This window comes from Agrobacterium sp. 5Ca50 (genome assembly GCF_055381905.1).
The window spans coordinates 711,415-728,059 of sequence record NZ_AP026439.1 but is presented as its reverse complement, the minus strand read 5'-3'; the positions used below and the strand labels follow the sequence as shown (position 1 = coordinate 728,059).

The 16,645-nt window shown below is 55.1% G+C and carries 13 protein-coding genes; all 13 read left to right on the top strand.

Translation table 11 applies throughout. The annotated features are described in order from the left end of the window. The first annotated feature begins 118 nt into the window (after positions 1-118). The 13 genes from ACZ5FM_RS20875 to ACZ5FM_RS20815 all read left to right on the top strand — a co-directional run bounded on the left by ACZ5FM_RS20875 (position 119) and on the right by ACZ5FM_RS20815 (position 16,564). A complete protein-coding gene (locus tag ACZ5FM_RS20875) occupies positions 119-1,114 on the top strand; it encodes a LacI family DNA-binding transcriptional regulator (protein ID WP_275642350.1) in 996 nt (331 codons plus the stop codon). 150 nt (positions 1,115-1,264) lie between these two features. Continuing rightward, a complete protein-coding gene (locus ACZ5FM_RS20870) occupies positions 1,265-3,007 on the top strand; it encodes an ABC transporter substrate-binding protein (protein ID WP_464040620.1) in 1,743 nt (580 codons plus the stop codon). A 162-nt stretch (positions 3,008-3,169) separates the two neighbouring features. After that, positions 3,170-5,023 (top strand): ABC transporter ATP-binding protein, encoded by a 1,854-nt coding sequence (locus ACZ5FM_RS20865; RefSeq protein WP_464040619.1) that lies wholly within the window; start codon positions 3,170-3,172, stop codon positions 5,021-5,023. Further along, positions 5,020-5,985 (top strand): ABC transporter permease, encoded by a 966-nt coding sequence (locus ACZ5FM_RS20860; protein WP_464040618.1) that lies wholly within the window; start codon positions 5,020-5,022, stop codon positions 5,983-5,985. The genes ACZ5FM_RS20865 and ACZ5FM_RS20860 overlap by 4 nt, the downstream gene beginning before the upstream one ends. Then, entirely contained in the window at positions 5,982-6,938 is a 957-nt protein-coding gene (locus tag ACZ5FM_RS20855) for an ABC transporter permease (protein WP_192489253.1), read from the top strand. The genes ACZ5FM_RS20860 and ACZ5FM_RS20855 overlap by 4 nt, the downstream gene beginning before the upstream one ends. A 14-nt stretch (positions 6,939-6,952) precedes the next feature. Beyond that, a complete protein-coding gene (locus ACZ5FM_RS20850; protein WP_464040617.1) occupies positions 6,953-8,254 on the top strand; it encodes an alpha/beta fold hydrolase in 1,302 nt (433 codons plus the stop codon). 16 nt (positions 8,255-8,270) lie between these two features. Next, positions 8,271-10,073 carry an aminopeptidase P family protein gene (locus tag ACZ5FM_RS20845; RefSeq protein ID WP_464040616.1) on the top strand — a complete coding sequence of 601 codons (1,803 nt, stop codon included), beginning with the start codon at positions 8,271-8,273 and terminating at the stop codon, positions 10,071-10,073. Positions 10,074-10,520: 447 nt separating this feature from the next. Beyond that, positions 10,521-11,660: an HD domain-containing phosphohydrolase gene (locus tag ACZ5FM_RS20840; RefSeq protein ID WP_464040615.1), complete on the top strand. Its 1,140-nt coding sequence runs from the start codon at positions 10,521-10,523 to the stop codon at positions 11,658-11,660. Then, on the top strand, positions 11,650-11,973 hold the full coding sequence (locus ACZ5FM_RS20835) for a hypothetical protein (RefSeq protein ID WP_250985203.1): 324 nt from the start codon (positions 11,650-11,652) through the stop codon (positions 11,971-11,973). The genes ACZ5FM_RS20840 and ACZ5FM_RS20835 overlap by 11 nt, the downstream gene beginning before the upstream one ends. Then, complete coding sequence (locus ACZ5FM_RS20830) at positions 11,973-12,341, top strand: response regulator (RefSeq protein WP_250985202.1); 369 nt, start codon at positions 11,973-11,975, stop codon at positions 12,339-12,341. The genes ACZ5FM_RS20835 and ACZ5FM_RS20830 overlap by 1 nt, the downstream gene beginning before the upstream one ends. Further along, positions 12,338-14,332: a chemotaxis protein CheA gene (locus ACZ5FM_RS20825; RefSeq protein ID WP_312947717.1), complete on the top strand. Its 1,995-nt coding sequence runs from the start codon at positions 12,338-12,340 to the stop codon at positions 14,330-14,332. Before ACZ5FM_RS20830 ends, ACZ5FM_RS20825 begins: the two co-directional genes overlap by 4 nt. After that, positions 14,329-14,844: a chemotaxis protein CheW gene (locus ACZ5FM_RS20820; RefSeq protein WP_192489260.1), complete on the top strand. Its 516-nt coding sequence runs from the start codon at positions 14,329-14,331 to the stop codon at positions 14,842-14,844. The genes ACZ5FM_RS20825 and ACZ5FM_RS20820 overlap by 4 nt, the downstream gene beginning before the upstream one ends. Positions 14,845-14,869: 25 nt before the next feature. After that, the gene (locus ACZ5FM_RS20815) at positions 14,870-16,564 is read left to right on the top strand and encodes a methyl-accepting chemotaxis protein (RefSeq protein ID WP_464040614.1); all 1,695 of its coding nucleotides are present in this window, start codon (positions 14,870-14,872) and stop codon (positions 16,562-16,564) included. Positions 16,565-16,645 lie beyond the last annotated feature (81 nt).

Below are 16,645 nucleotides of genomic sequence, written 5' to 3'. Positions count from 1 at the left end.
GATTTTTTTCGTTGTCGACAGTGTGTAGCCAGAAAAATGTGAGAAATGTGAGAAAACCTTTTCCCAACGTTGAAATCGTTTGATAAAAGGTTTTCTCAAAATGACAGGGAGTGATTGGTTGAAACCTCAAATATCGCGACGCAAGACAATTCACGATGTCGCGAAAGCGGCAGGCGTCAGTATTTCGACAGCCTCAAAAGCTCTCAACGACAACGGCCGTATGCATCCGGATACCCGCGAACGGGTCAAACGGATTGCTACAGAAATAGGATTTCGGCCCAACGCCCTTGCCCGCGGACTGTTAAGCCGTCGAAGCCTGACAATCGGGTTGCTGACCAACGATACCTATGGCCGGTTCTCGCTTCCGATGATGGCAGGCGCCTCCGAGGCGCTGTTCGACAACGGTGTTTCGGTCTTTCTCTGCGCCACCAATGACAATCCGGAGCTTGCCAGACTGCATGTCGAGGCTTTGCTCGACAAACAGGTCGATGGCATCATCTTCTCGGCGACCCGGCTTGACCGTAGACCACCAATGGACTTGTCGAACCTACCTATTCCTGTGGTCTATGTCTTCGCCGAGGGGCCACCAGGCAGCGTCACGATCATCCCGGATGATGAACAGGGCGCACGACTTGCCGTCAATCACCTGATTGAAAAGGGACGCAAACGCATCGTTCACATTACCGGGCCTGAAGATTTTCGCGCAGCGCGCGCCCGATCCAGCGCCTATCACCGGATTTGCGGCGACAGCGAACCCACCTTGTTTGGCGAATGGACAGAGACGTGGGGGCATGACGCCGTCGAGCGCCTTTGGTCACGAGACACCCCTGCCCCGGATGGCATATTTTGCGGAAACGACCAGATCGCCCGCGGTGTGATTGATGCACTCCGCGATCGCAACATCCGTATCCCGAAAGACGTCTCTGTTGTTGGCTTCGACAACTGGGAGATCGTCGCTGAACAGACCCGGCCAGCGCTGACCACGATCGACATGGAATTGAAGGAGTTGGGCAGACAGGCAGGGCTCGCCGTGCTGGCGCTTTCAGAGGGAGAGACGACAGTTGGTGGTACGCGCAAGCTGCATTGCAGCCTGATTGCTCGCCAATCCTGCTGATAAGGCACTGGAAAATTGTCCCCAAATTGTTTTGTGGGCAATCTGTCGACAAATAAGTTGACAGTCTGTTGAGATTGTCCAGAATGCGACGTCAGCGGCCTCATCTAAGACGCCGTAACAATCAGGGAACTTCAAAGAGGGATTGGACACATGAGTTTTCGGACAAAAAAACACGCATTGGGTATCGCTGCTTTTATGCTTGCCGCATCCTGCTCGACGCTGACACTGGCAGCCGATCCACAGGCCGGCGGCGTGCTACGAATTCTCGGAACAGCTGATGTCGACCACTTTGACCCGACCTCCGGCGCCTTGGTGACCACCAACAATTTCCTGCGCGCAGTTAGCCGCCAGTTGATCAGCTACGAAGCATCGACCGATGAGAACGCCCGCCTTGAGCCCAAAGGCGACCTTGCGACAGAAGTTCCCCAGCCGACCAATGACGGCCTGACCTATACCTTCACCCTGCGCGATGGTGTGGCCTGGAACACACCGTCAGGCGAACGCGCAATCACCTCGCAAGACTTCGAGCGTGGCATGAAGCGCATGTGCAACCCATCACTGGGTTCCGCTGCGCTGACCTATTACGTCGACCTGATCAAGGGCATGCGCGAGTTCTGCGACGGCTTCGCCAAGGTTGAACCAACCGCCGAGGCAATGAAGGCCTATATTGAAGGCAATGACATCTCTGGCATCGAAAGCCCTGATGAGAAAACTGTCGTCATCAACCTGACCGAAAAAGCCGGTGACTTCGTCTACATGCTTTCCCTGCCAACAGCAGCTCCGGCACCGGTTGAAGTTCTCGATTATATGCCTGACGGTCCGGATTATCGCTCCAACTTCATCTCCAGCGGTCCCTACACCATTGGCGAATATGTACCGGACAGCCGCCTTCAGCTCGTACGTAATCCATCCTGGAAGGCAGAATCCGACCCGCTTCGCAAAGCCTATGTCGATGAAGTGGAAATCACCTTCGGCATCCAGCCTGACGCAGCCATCCAGCAGTTGCAGGCGGGTGATGGCGACATGACCTATGACATCGTTATTCCGCCTGCAACGTTGCACATGCTGACGACTGCCAGCGATGAAAAGCTGATGACCATGTCGGTTGGCCGTACCGCCTTCATCTTCATCAACACCGTTTCCGAGAACAACAAAGGCGCTTTGAAAGACCTGCGAGTCCGCCAGGCGCTTCAATATGCGATCGACAAGGCCGCAACCGTGCAGCAGCGTGGTGGCCCAACCGTTGCCAAGCCGCAGCATGGTATTTTTGGCCCCGGTGTCCTCGGTTATCACGACTTCGACCTCTACCCGTCGGAAGGTTCAAAGGGCGATCCTGAAAAAGCAAAGGCTCTGCTTGCTGAGGCCGGTTTCCCTGATGGCATCACGCTGAAAATGCCTTACCGCAACCAGAATGCGGAGCCTGCTATCGCCCAGACAATCCAGGCCAGCATGAAGAAAGCCGGTATCGAGATTGAACTGACGCCGGTCGCACCTGCCGACTATTACTCCAAATTCATGACCAACCCGCTCAACACCAAGGAAGGAAACTGGGACATTGCGCCGGTTGGCTGGTCTCCTGACTGGGTTGGTGGTGCTGCACGCTCGGTCTTCCAGCCGCAGTTCACCTATAATGGCACTCACCAGACCTATAACTACACCGACTATAATAACGAGGAAGCGAACTCCTTCGCCCAGCAGGCCATCAACGCCACAACACCGGACGAAGCTGCCAAGCTTTGGGCCAAAGTCGACGAACTGGTCATGAAGGACGCACCAATCGTTCCGTTCATTTCCGAGCAGGTCGTTCTCTACCATGGTGAGGCTGTGCAGAACTTCCAGCCTTATGCCATTGGTGCACAGGGTGACTGGACCAACGTCTGGCTGGATCGCTAATCACAAAAGGCCGCCTGCACATTGCAGGTGGCCTTTTTTCGTTCCGACAGGACATGCGGAGGCGACCATTCGCCTCCCTTGTTGTTTGTTCCAATGGTTTGGACCAGCTATCGTCAAAGCAGGGTCACGCCTTTGCAACTGTTGAGTTCAGGGAATTGATCGATGCCCATTCTGGAAACCCGCAATCTGAACATCCAAATCCCGACGGAAGACGGCATTGTTCAGGCAGCCAGAAATGTTTCTTTTGAAGTAAGACAGGGCGAACTTTTCGGCATTGCCGGCGAATCTGGCTCTGGAAAAAGTGTCTTGACGCAAGCCGTCATGGGCCTGCTGCCCAACGCCGAGATTACCGGTGAAGTCCTGTTTCAGGGCAAGAACCTGCTGACCCTTTCCCAAAAGGAAATGCGCAGCTATCGCGGCGCGCGCATTGGCATGATCTTCCAGGATCCACTGTCCAGCCTGCATCCCTATTACACCATCGGTTCGCAGATCACAGAGATGATCCATGCCCATGAGCGCGTCTCGGCCGACGAGGCAAAAAAGCGGGCCATTGCAATGCTTGAGCGAGTGGGCATACCCAATGCCGCCAGCCGTTTTAACAGTTATCCTCACCAGTTCTCCGGTGGCATGCGTCAGCGTGTAATGATTGCCATGGCACTTGTGCTTAATCCGCCGCTGGTCATTGCCGACGAACCAACGACAGCCCTCGATGTTACCGTTCAGGCGCAAATTATCGAACTACTCAATGAGATGCGTCGCGAGCGCGGCACCACCGTCATCATGATCACCCATGATCTCGGCCTGCTTTCCAGTATCGCTGACCATGTCATGGTCATGTATGCGGGCAATCGCATGGAGCTCGCCTCCAGCAACGCGCTTTTCTCCCAGCCAGCCCACCCCTACACCGCCGGGCTGCTGAATTCGTCTCCGGCCAATTACACACCGGGTGCAGAACTGGTGCCGATCCCCGGCCGGCCGCCAAGCCTTATTCACCTGCCAAAAGGTTGCGTGTTCAAAGCCCGCTGTCCGCAGGCGCAGGAAATCTGCGCCACTCCACCACCGCTTCGAATTTTCAATGACGAAACGCAAAGCCTCTGTTGGCTCGAAATACCTGCATCATTGAAAGAAAAGCAGAATACCTTGGCCGTGACCTCACGAGCCGACATGGTCACGGCACCGGCCAAGGTCATTGAAGCGCGCAACGTCAAGCTGAGCTATAATCTCGGCGGCCCCTTCGGACCGGGCAGTACGCTGGAGGTGCTGAAGGGCATTGATCTCGATCTCTACAAGGGAGAGACGCTGGGCCTCGTCGGAGAATCCGGCTGCGGGAAATCGACACTGGCACGTGTTCTGGCTGGCCTGATACCGGCAACCGACGGCAGCGTTATGGTCGAAGGAAAATCTCTGCAAGCCCTCAGCGGTCGCGAATGGCGTGAGATGCGAAAGCGCATTCAGCTGGTGTTTCAGGATCCGTTCGGCTCCCTCAATCCACGTCGACGCGTCAGCTCCATCATCGGCGACCCCTTTCGCATCCACGGCGTATTTGCGGGAAACCGGCGCAAGCAGGCCGTTCAGACATTAATGGAAAAAGTCGGGCTTAACCCAGAACATTATAACCGTTTTCCATCCGAGTTTTCAGGCGGTCAGCGGCAGCGTATCGGCATTGCCCGCGCCCTTGCACTCAACCCTGAACTTATCATCTTTGACGAACCGGTTTCTGCCCTGGATGTCTCCATTCAGGCACAGGTGCTGAATCTGATGCGGGAACTGCAACAGGAGTTGAATCTGACCTATCTGTTCATCTCCCACGATCTTTCCGTCGTACGACACGTGTGCAACCGCATCGCGGTGATGAACAAAGGGCAGATCGTCGAGCTTGCCGATGCAGAAAGCATCTATTCCAACCCGCAGGATCCCTACACAAAAACGCTGATTGCCGCGTCCATTCACACCCCGAACACGGTTGTTGCGCAAGACAGGCAGTTGATCCGCTCCATTCCGGGAGAGGCCGCATGACCGACACAACACAAACCACACCAGAAACGACGGTTATTCAGCGCGGCCCTTTAGAGCTGACAATGCGTCGCTTTTCCAGAGATCGTGCCAGCGTCATTGCGCTGATTTTTATCCTGGCACTCATCGTCATCGCCATTTGCGCACCGTTGATCGAAAATGCGACAGGGCACTCTCCTATTGAGCAGTACCGGACAACCGGCCTAAGCGAAATGGGCCTGCCGGTCGCCCCGAACGATGAATTTACGCTGGGCACAGACCATCTGGGCCGTGACGTTATTGTCCGTCTCGCATACGGCGCGCGCGTCTCCTTGCTGGTTGGCGTTCTGGCATCGCTGGCTGCCGCCTTCATTGGCCTGACGATTGGCATGATTGCCGGTTATGTCGGCGGGGCAACCGATATGGTTCTGAGCCGCCTGATGGACCTCGTCATGAGCGTGCCTTTCCTGCTTTGCGCTTTGGCACTCGTTTCGGTGTTCGGGCCAAGTCTGGGCCTCAGTGTCGGGGTTATCGTATTCTTCAGCTGGACGACGATGGGCCGTGTCATACGCGCCGAGGTCAATTCGCTTCGTCGTCGTGAATTTGTCGAAGCCAGCCGATCATTGGGAGCAGGTCCGGTGTCCATCATGCTGCGGGATATTCTGCCCAATCTGAGCGTACCCATCATCGTATACACCACGATGATGATCCCGAGCGCCATCGTGTTTGAAGCAACCCTGTCCTTCCTTGGGCTGGGCATTGTGCCACCAACGCCGAGCTGGGGCGGCATGCTGGCCGATGCGGCCACCAACTCGATTTATCTTGTGGCGTGGTGGCTGGTGGTGTTCCCGGGCATGGCGCTGCTATTTACGACACTTGCCTTCAACATTCTGGGCGATGGACTGCGTGATGCGCTTGATCCGAAAGCTCGCCCCGTTCGTATGAGCCGGTTTTTGAAAAAAGCCGCAAAGGCAGGAAAGCCATGATCCGTTACCTCTTAAAAAGACTGGGCTTTTCGGCACTGATCCTGTTCACCCTCAGCGGTTTCGTATTCTTTCTGTTCTTTGTTGCGCCCGGAGACCCTGCCCGCGTCATCGCCGGAGAAAAGGCAACTGAAGCGCAACTGGTCCAGATTCGCACCAATCTCGGGCTGGATCGACCGATCCCCGAGCAATATTTCAAATTCATCAGCAAAGCGGTTCAGGGTGATCTCGGCTTTTCCTATCGAAACCAGCAGCCGGTTACCAAACTCATCGTCAACCGAATTCCAGCCACCGTCTCATTGGTTATCGGCGGTGTGATTTTCTGGCTGCTGATTGGGATTCCGATCGGCGTGATGTCTGCCCGACATCCCGGCGGTTTTCGCGACCGTATGGGGCAAGGTTTTATTCTGCTTGGTCTCAGTTTTCCGACCTTCGTTCTGGGTATGCTGTCGCTTTATGTGTTCTATTTTCTGCCCAAGCAGGCGGGGTTCACCCTGTTTCCGGCCGGCGGTTACAAGCCGTTCCTGAGAGATCCAATCATCTGGGCATGGCATCTCTTCCTGCCATGGATGACGCTTGCGCTGGTTACAGCTGCGGTCTATGCCCGTCTCACACGTGGTCATCTTTTGCAGGTCATGGGGGAGGATTACATCCGCACGGCCCGGTCAAAGGGACTTTCAGAGCGAACCGTTCTCTTTAAACACGGTCTGCGCAGCACCCTGACGCCGCTGGTAACGCAACTCGGTGCCGACATCGCCTTGCTTCTGGGCGGCGCCATCGTCATCGAGCAGATTTACGGCCTGCAGGGTGTCGGTGCGCTGGCTGTCCAGGCTGTCAACAACCAGGATCGCCCGATCATCATTGGCGTGGTGTTATTGGGTGGTCTTTTCATCGTCGTGACAAATATCGTCGTCGATCTTCTTTACGCTGTTCTGGACCCCAGGGTTCGAAGATAGGAACGGAAAATAAAATGGCTCTTTCCGAATACGTCATTCCCGGCATGTTCATTCGTGATCACATCGTCACTGTTCCGCTCGACTGGAGCAAACCGGATGGCGAAACGATCGAGGTCTTTGCACGCGAGGTATGTGACCCGACCAAGCGCAACGCTACACTGCCGCTGCTTGCGTTTCTGCAGGGCGGCCCCGGCGGCAAATCTCCCCGTCCGGCAAATGGTGGTCCCTCCTGGCTTGCTGAAGCACTGAAAAGCCACCGTGTCATTCTGGTTGATCAACGTGGTACCGGACGAAGCAGCCGCATTGAAAGCGCCACCATGGCTCGTTTTGGTGACGACGGCGCACAGGCGGCGGATTATCTTGCCTGCTTCCGCGCGGACAGCATTGTTGCGGATTGCGAGCACATTCGCAAAACCTTGTTTGGCGGAAAAAAATGGGAGACGCTTGGCCAGAGTTATGGTGGCTTCCTGACGCTCACCTATCTATCTAAGGCCCCTGAAGGTCTGTCTGCCTGCTACGTCACTGGTGGTCTGGCTGGCATTGATGCGACGGCAGATGATGTCTACCGCTGCACCTATCCGCGTGTCGCTGCCAAAACGGCTCGTTATTACGAACGCTACGCTGCCGATCGCGCCAAAGTGGGTAAGATTGCCGATTTCATCGCCAACAATGATGTTCGGTTGCCGGATGGCGATCGTCTGACCGTGCGTCGCTTCCAGACCGTTGGCATCGATTTTGGCATGGCGCCCGGCTTTGAAAACATTCACTGGCTGGTTGATGAGGCTTTTTCGTCCAGCGCGGAGGATCGTCTGTCTGATCATTTTCTGGCATCAGTGATGAACCTGACATCCTATGATGGAAATCCGCTCTTTTCCGTGCTGCAGGAAAGCATCTACGGACAAGGACAAGGTGCCACCAATTGGGCAGCAGAACGCATTCGCGCAGAGTTTGCCGACTTCGAGGAAACAAAACGGCCTTTGCAATTCACCGGTGAGATGATGTTCTCATGGATGTTTGACGAAATCCGTTCTCTCAAACCATTCCGTGCCGGCGCCCGTGCTCTGGCCGAACGCCAGAGCCATAGCCAGCTCTACGATACCACACGCCTTGCCAGCAACGAGGTTCCAGTGGCCGCCGCTGTCTATTTTGATGACATGTATGTCGACGCGGGCCTGTCGCTGGACACCGCGAAACGCACCGGCAATGTCGAGGCATGGGTTACCAACGAATATGAGCATGATGGTGTACGCCAGTCTTCCAGAGTGTTCCGTCGCCTGCTTGATATGGTCCGGGACAAAGGCGGCCCGCTCTCCTGAATGAAAGCAAATTAGCATGACCTCTTCTGCTGATATCAAAACGCGGCTTGCCGCGCTTCGTGCGGTCTTGGCCTCCAAGGGGCTAGATGGCTTTGTCGTACCCCGAGCGGATGCCCATCAAAGCGAAGTGGCGGCACCGCGTGACGACTGCCTGGCTTTCATCACTGGCTTCACCGGTTCTGCCGGTCTGGCATTGGTCATGGCAGACAAAGCCCTGATTTTCGTCGATGGACGCTATGATATCCAGGTGCGCCACGAGGTGGATCAGGCATTGTTTGAGGTTCATCACCTGCACAATGCGCCCATCGACCGATGGATGCATGGCAATGCGACGAGGGGCATGCAGATAGGCTTTGATCCGATGTTGATCAATGGTGAACTGCACAACAGGATGTCCAACGCCCTGACGGATGTGGGCGCCGTTCTTACGCCTGTAGCAGACGACATTTTCGACCAGGTCTGGAAAGACCGTCCACGCAAGCCATTGGGAGCTGTTCGCGCGATGCCAGTGAGCGTCGCAGGCGAGACTTCGAACAGCAAAAAACAACGTGTTGCCGCATCAATCACTCAAAGCGGTGCGGACATCATCGTGGAGACACTGCCAGACAATATTGCATGGCTTTTGAACGTTCGTGGTTCAGACGTGCCTATGAACCCCGTGCCACATTCCTTCCTGACGCTATCATCCGATGGAGCAGCGGAGTGGTTCGTTGATCCGCGCAAACTCGGAAACGATCTCTCGACGTTCGAACTTGATAACGTGCAACTATCGTCGCCCGACACATTCATAGATCGTCTCGGCGAACTGGCGTCCGGCAATACCGTTATGATCGATCCGCAGTTTTCTCCTGTTGCTGTGCGTCTCGCGGTCGAAGCCTCTGGCGGCAAGACAGTGAGCAAAACCAGTCCAATGACAATTTTGAAAGCATCCAAAAATGCTGTCGAGCTGGAGGGTTACCGTCGGTGCCATGTGGAGGATGGCGTTGCCGTCACCAATTTCCTGGCCTGGGTGCTGAAAGAAGGACGTGAGCGTGAAGGCACGGCAAATCCGCTGACCGAACTTGAGGCCGAAGCAAAATTGCTGGCATTCAGAGCGCAAGGCGCAGGTTTTCTGGAAGCAAGTTTCCGCTCGATTTCCGCAGCGGGCTCCAATGCTGCAATGTGCCACTACAATTCCGCAGAAGACACCAACGCTGCAATCGACAGCCACTCACCGTATCTGATTGATTCCGGAGGCCAATATACAGACGGCACAACAGATGTAACCCGCACATTAATGCTGGGAACGGCGAGTGATGCCGTGCGGCAGACCTACACAGCCGTTTTGAAAGGGTTTCTGTCGCTGCTCATGGCAAAAATGCCGATCGGCACACAGGGCCATCAATTGGACGCCTTTGCCCGCCGTCCTCTATGGGATCTGGGCCTGGATTATGATCACGGCACAGGACACGGTGTAGGGCATAATCTTCTCATTCATGAATACCCGCACCGCTTTGCCAAGATTGCAAATCCCTATGGGCTTGAGCCCGGCAACATCATGACGATCGAACCTGGATATTATGCGGCCGGAGAATATGGGCTGCGTATAGAAAACCAGGTCGAAGTGACTGCCGTCTCCTCGAAGTTTTGCGGATTTGCATCCTTGACGTTGGTCCCTATCGACCTGTCGGCCGTCGATATTGCCAAGCTGTCGGACGAGGAAATCGTCTATCTGAACGAATACCATCGGACTGTGAGAGAGGTGCTCTCATCAAGGGTGAAGCAAGAGACGCTTGCGTTCCTGACGGAGCAAACCCAGGCGATTACACGTCCGCAATAAAGACAACAAAATCACGGCAAACTTCGCGAGACCTCCCATTTTCGAGAAGGGCGAGACGTGCCAACCTTAACGGTCGATTAAAGGGTGGAAAAATACAACCTGAAAAAAGGCAAAAACATGTCAAAAACAAGCATGAAACGAGGCGGCACTGGCCTCAAACATGACTAACCTTCTCAATTTACAAGTATATTCAATTCACTGCCCTATACTAATAGGCAATCAATTGCACCCTCACATTAATTAGACATTAACTATGTGCCCACATAGTGCAACCCGAAGCGGAATATCTCGAGGAAGCGCTCGCGACGTCTCCGTGCTTCTCAACTGATGGCATGACGCCACTCAGAACACCTTCAAAAAATGTCCAATCTTAGCGAAATTCACCGTTTTCACGGACCATTTTCGTGCGCGCATTTTTCAGTTGAATACGGCAATCGGGGGCCAAACGTGCATATTGTACTGGTAGACGACAGCAGGTCTGCTCTTTTTGCACTTGATATAGCAGTTCGGGAAATTCCCGGCGTGCATGTTATTGCATTTGAAGATCCAGCAAAGGCACTGGAACACTGCCTGAAATCCCCTATCGACCTTTTGATCGTTGACTTCACAATGCCCAAATACACCGGCATTGAGCTTGTGGCTGAACTCAAACGTCAAAACGTCCTGCAACATATCCCCGTCATCATGGTGACATCGGAAACGGAACGCAGCATCCGCATTCAGGCCATTGAGACTGGCGTAACCGACTTCATTGGCAAACCTTTTGACTCGATTGAACTGAAAGCGCGAGTGCGCAACCTTTTGGCGCTGCGCAGAGCGCAACGCGACCTTTCCCAGCAGGCCAGCAGGCTTGTCGATGAAGTTGACAAGGCAACCGAAGAGCTTGCCGAACGTGAAGAAGAAATCATCTGGCGATTGGCACGTGCAATCGAGTTTCGCGATGGCGATACTGGTGATCATATTTCCCGTGTCGCCCAAATCAGCAAGCTGATTGCAAAGGATCTCGGGCTCTCCAGTGAACACTGCCGCATGATCTATCTTGCTGCCCCTTTGCACGACGTTGGCAAAATCGGAATCTCAGATAGCGTGTTGCTCAAACCCGGCCGCTTGACGCCGGAGGAAATTACAGAGATGCGCAGACACGTCGAAATTGGCGTGCGGATACTGGAAAAAGGAACCTCCGATCTGGTTAGGATTGCCGAGGCGGTTGCCGGTGGCCATCATGAAAAATGGGACGGCACCGGCTATCCAAAGGGCATTACCGGCGAAAACATTCCGATCGAAGCCCGCATCGTCGCAATCGCCGATGTTTTTGAAGCCCTGTGTTCAGAACGGCCTTACAAACGCGCTTGGCCCATTGAAGAGGCCCGCGACCACATCATCGCGCAAAGCGGCCTCCATTTCGACCCAGCCTGTGTGACGGCCTTTGAAAACCAATGGTCACGCATCGCCAGCCTCATGGCGCAGGATCTGCCAAAAACGATCGTTGATGTTCCCAGCTTGGAAACACCCGACGAACCGGCTGGCCCGAACCAAACCGTCTCTGAAAAACCCGCACCAATACGAGAAACATCCAATGTCAAGTAACGCAACCGCTGAAACGCTGGTGTTCCCTCCCTCGCTTTCCATCAGGCAGATATCCGGCGCACACGAACTGCTTTTAAAGCAGCTCGAGAAAGAAGACGCCCTGCTTCTGGACATTGCAGACGACGCCGACACTGACCTCAGCTTCATTCAACTGATCGAGGCCTCCCGCCTCTACGCCAAAAAACACGGAAAAACAGTCAGCCTGAAACACCCTGCCAGTGAAAACCTCCAGCAGACACTCCGCAGAAGCGGCTTCCTGTCACGTATGGACAAAGAGTCACGTCAGTTTTGGCTGCATGGAAAGGACATCTAATGAGCGCCAATATTCTTACAGTCGACGACTCTGCCAGCATCCGCATGACCACAAAGATCGCGTTGACCAACGCCGGTTATCAGGTCACCGAAGCGGTTGATGGCCAGGACGGCCTTGCCAAGGCAAAGGGTGCGACGTTCGACCTGATCATCACAGATCTGAACATGCCCAACATGAACGGTCTGGAAATGATCGAGGCATTGCGGCAGTCGCCGGCACATACCGGCATTCCGATCATCTTCCTCACCACTGAGTCCGATGCCGACATGAAGGCCCGTGCGAAAGCGGCCGGCGCAACTGGCTGGCTGACAAAACCCTTCGACGCTGAAAACCTCGTCAAGATTGCCAAAAAGGTACTGGGAAAATGACCACGCTTGACCCGATTCAGGTTTTCAGGACGGAAGCGGCTGAGCTGTTCGAACAGATCGAAAGCGGCCTGCTTGATCTGCTTCACGACCTTTCCGATCAAGATCAGATCGACGCCGTGTTTCGCGGCCTGCATACCCTGAAAGGGTCCGGCGCAATGTTCGGGTTTGAGGCACTTGCCGCCTTTACCCATCATTGCGAAACGGCATTTGACCGGGTGCGCAAAGGCGAAGTGCCCGCCACGAGCGAACTTATCGCAGCTGTTCTGGCAGCGCAGGACCACATGCGCGCCCTCGTAGAGAACCCACTCGGTGTTCCCGGCGATATCGGCGACAAATTGCTGGCCAAACTGCATGACGCCGTTGGCGAGGGTAACCGCGGATCGGTAACCCACGTACCAGCCGCAGTCAAAGCGGCACAACCGGCACCAAAGCCGAAAGCGACGACATGGAACGTCAGCTTTCGCCTTCCAATCAACGCCATGGCAAACGGAACCAATCCGCTTGGGCTTTTGGATGAGCTGGATGAACTGGGTGAATGCGAAATCGTCGCGGACCTTTCAAAGGTCCCATCGCTCGATGTTCTCAATCCGAGCGATCTGCATGTCGGTTGGTCGGTAACGCTTACGACGGAACAACCAAAGTCCGCCATCGAAGATGTTTTCATTTTCGTTATGGATGACATGGAAATCAACATTCGCCAGGTTGAAGACACTGCAGAAGTCGAAGAGACCCCTGTTGTAGAAGAAGTCCTTCAGACACCAGCGAAAGTCGCGCCAGCAGCAGCCCCGGTACAAAACGACGCCAAGAACGCCAAGGCCAACGAGAATGTCCGCGTTCCGGCAGAGCGGCTGGATGAACTGATGGACCGCGTCGGTGAATTGGTTATTGCCCAGTCGCGCCTGTCGCAATTGGCCGGTGGTAGCGCCGACATTCTGCTTCGCTCTGTTTCCGAGGATGTCGAACGTCTTTCGGGCGAGTTGCGCGATACCATGATGGTGTTGCGCATGGTGCCGATTGCCCAGCTTTTTGGCCGGTTCCGCCGTTTGATCCATGACCTTGCCCGGGAAACCGGCAAACACATCGAACTGGTCACCGAAGGCGAAAGCACCGAGGTCGACAAGGGGGTCATTGAACGCCTGGCAGATCCACTGGTCCACCTTGTGCGCAATTCCTGTGACCATGGATTGGAAACACCGGAAGAACGAATTGCTGCAGGCAAGCCTGCAATTGGTACGATTACTCTGGTTGCGCGCCAATCCGGTGGCGATGTCACGATCAGCATTCGCGACGATGGTCGGGGCATTAACCGCGACCGTGTACGCGCCAAGGCTGAGTCTTCAGGGATTATCGCAGCGAACGCGGTTCTTGCCGATCAGGAACTCCTGCAACTGATCTTCCAACCCGGTTTTTCGACAGCCGCCCAGGTCACCAACCTGTCGGGCAGAGGTGTCGGAATGGATGTGGTCAAGCGCAGCGTCGAAGCGCTTCGCGGCACGATCAACGTCACCAGCACCACTGGCGTAGGATCCGAGATATCTCTGGCAATCCCGCTCACCCTCGCCATCATCGATGGCCTGCTCGTACGGGTCGGCACAGGATGCTACGTCATTCCATTGTCCGCTGTTGAAGAATGCCTTGAGCTTTCTCCCGAAGAAGACCTGCGTTCTCGCGGTCGGTCGTTCATCTCGCTGCGCGAAAGTCTCGTGCCATTCATCCGGTTGCGTGACCTCTTCAGGACAGGAACCCCTCCGGACCAATTCCAAAAAGTCGTCGTCGTATCGACGGGCTCGGAACGTGTGGGCTTGGTTGTTGACCAGATTATCGGCGATCACCAGACCGTCATCAAGGCGATGTCGAAACTGCATCATGACGTATCCACCTTCTCAGGGGCGACAATTCTCGGCGACGGCAGCGTCGCTCTGATCCTCGACGTCGGCCACCTCGTGGCAGCGGGACAACACCAGGAGGCGCAGTTGCGCGCAGCAGGATGAACCAGCACATTACAATCAATGCCGGTACCATTTGGAGCAAGGACGACGACGTAGAGGTTCTTACCTTCAGTCTCGCCGGAGAAACCTTCGCGATTGAAGCAGTCAAGGTCCAGGAAATCCTTGATCTTCTGCCCGAAACCTCGGTTCCAGGAAGCTTGCCTTTCGTTGGGAGTGTCATCAATTTTCGTGGCAAAGTCATTCCGCTGGCGGACATCCGACTGGCCTTCGGAATGGAGGCTGGAGAAAAAACGATCGACAGCCGGATTGTGGTGATTGAGTTGCCACTTGGTGATGAACGCACACTTATCGGCATTCGGACCGACAGGGTTTTCGAAGTCACCACCTTTTCAAAAAGCGCCAGTGAAGCCCCACCCAGTGTCGGAATGCGTTGGCGCGCAGATTACATCGATTGCCTGATCAAGCGGGAAAACCAGTTTGTTATCCTGCCGAACCTGGCGGCAATTTTCTCAAATCACAATTCACAATCGGCGGCTGGACCCTCGCACGGTTAAACTGAGCCAGAAATGGAGAACTAACATGCGTGCTTCGATCAAGTTGAAACTTGGACTAGCCTTCGGCTTCATCATCGTCATGCTCGTTGCGACCGCGAGCTACGGAATTCTGAGCCTTGGTAACCTCAACAATACGCTGGGAAGTGTTCTGCAGGGACCTGCTCTACGCCTCAAGCTGGCCCAAAATCTGAGCAACGAGCAGCTTCAGCAGCTACGGCAGCAAAAGAACTTGCTCCTGGCACCAGGTGCAGCAGAGATGCAGAACTACATTACGCTCTCGGACAATGCGCGCCGTGCCTTCGATGAAAATTTCAACCAAGTGAATGCCCGGGCAACCGAACAGGGTAAGGCCATCTGGGCAAAATTGGCTGATTTTACGGCAGAATTCCGCCGTCAGGACGACCGCATTCGCTCGTTGATGCTACAGGGCAACACTCCCGCAGCACTGCAGGTCTCTACAAACGAAGCACGCAAAGTCACAAACGAAATTGACGCGCTGCTTACCGAAGTTGTTTCATTGGAAGAGACCCGCCTGGACGAAGCTGAAACGGCTGCCAATGCAACCTACATCGACACCAGAACAATCATGATTTCTGTCGCTGCATTTGCGTTGGTCATCGCTGTTATCGCTGCATTCTGGATTGCACTGTCGATCAACAAGGGGTTGCGCAATGCGGTTCGTGCCGTACAGAGCGTCGCTGAAGGAGATCTGACTGAGTTCGCTGCTATTTCGAGCAAAGACGAAATCGGCGAGATGCTCAGCTATCTGAACGGCATGATCGAAAGACTGCGCGGCGTCGTGGGCGATGCCCTATCCGCATCCGATAACGTTTCGTCCGGTAGTCAGGAACTGTCTGCAAGCTCTGAACAGCTGAGCCAGGGCGCGACGGAACAGGCCTCTTCCGCCGAAGAAGCCTCTGCTTCCATGGAAGAAATGGCAGCCAACATCAAGCAGAATGCTGACAACGCCGCCCAGACTGAAAAGATTGCACGTCAGTCTTCGAAGGACGCTGAAGTAAGCGGTGAGGCTGTTGCCCGCGCCGTCAGCGCGATGCGTACGATCGCCGAAAAGATTTCCATCGTTCAGGAAATCGCCCGCCAGACAGACCTGCTCGCGCTTAATGCTGCGGTTGAAGCTGCCCGTGCAGGTGAACATGGCAAGGGCTTTGCAGTTGTTGCTTCTGAAGTGCGCAAACTGGCTGAACGCAGTCAGGCAGCTGCATCCGAGATCAGCTCTCTGTCCGGCGAAACGGTACAGGTGGCAACCGAAGCGGGCGAAATGCTCAACCGTCTGGTTCCGGACATCCGTAAGACTGCTGAACTGGTGGCTGAAATTTCCGCGGCGTGCCGCGAGCAGGATATCGGTGCCAGCCAGATCAATGAAGCGATCCAGCAGCTCGACAAGGTCACGCAGCAGAACTCCGGCGCATCCGAAGAAATGTCGGCGACCTCAGAAGAGCTTGCTGCACAGGCCGAAGAATTGCAGAGCAGCATCGCCTTCTTCAAAGTCGATCGCGCCGCTACCTCGCAATCCGCACCAGTGCGCAAGGCCGTCGGAAAGCCACAACCAGCTGCACGTCAGGCGGCGAAGCCTTCGTCCTTCAAACCGGCTGCAAGCGGTACGGTTAAGGCCCAGCAGGCACGCGCAAAGGGTTTCGCCCTCGACATGTCGATGGGTGGACCGGACGCACACGACGCTGACTTCAGGGAAAGCGCCTGAAACACGACAATCTGATGCCGGTTAATCCGGCATCACACCACCGCGTGTATGCGGTGGTCCTTGGGTCGCACGGACCTGCAG

Excerpts from the sequence above, each read along its gene's own strand:
- ACZ5FM_RS20870 (WP_464040620.1), top strand. The coding sequence starts at position 1,265 with ATGAGTTTTCGGACAAAAAAACACGCATTGGGTATCGCTGCTTTTATG.
- ACZ5FM_RS20865 (WP_464040619.1), top strand. The coding sequence starts at position 3,170 with ATGCCCATTCTGGAAACCCGCAATCTGAACATCCAAATCCCGACGGAA.
- ACZ5FM_RS20860 (WP_464040618.1), top strand. The coding sequence starts at position 5,020 with ATGACCGACACAACACAAACCACACCAGAAACGACGGTTATTCAGCGC.
- ACZ5FM_RS20855 (WP_192489253.1), top strand. The coding sequence starts at position 5,982 with ATGATCCGTTACCTCTTAAAAAGACTGGGCTTTTCGGCACTGATCCTG.
- ACZ5FM_RS20850 (WP_464040617.1), top strand. The coding sequence starts at position 6,953 with ATGGCTCTTTCCGAATACGTCATTCCCGGCATGTTCATTCGTGATCAC.
- ACZ5FM_RS20845 (WP_464040616.1), top strand. The coding sequence starts at position 8,271 with ATGACCTCTTCTGCTGATATCAAAACGCGGCTTGCCGCGCTTCGTGCG.
- ACZ5FM_RS20835 (WP_250985203.1), top strand. The coding sequence starts at position 11,650 with ATGTCAAGTAACGCAACCGCTGAAACGCTGGTGTTCCCTCCCTCGCTT.
- ACZ5FM_RS20830 (WP_250985202.1), top strand. The coding sequence starts at position 11,973 with ATGAGCGCCAATATTCTTACAGTCGACGACTCTGCCAGCATCCGCATG.
- ACZ5FM_RS20825 (WP_312947717.1), top strand. The coding sequence starts at position 12,338 with ATGACCACGCTTGACCCGATTCAGGTTTTCAGGACGGAAGCGGCTGAG.
- ACZ5FM_RS20820 (WP_192489260.1), top strand. The coding sequence starts at position 14,329 with ATGAACCAGCACATTACAATCAATGCCGGTACCATTTGGAGCAAGGAC.
- ACZ5FM_RS20815 (WP_464040614.1), top strand. The coding sequence starts at position 14,870 with ATGCGTGCTTCGATCAAGTTGAAACTTGGACTAGCCTTCGGCTTCATC.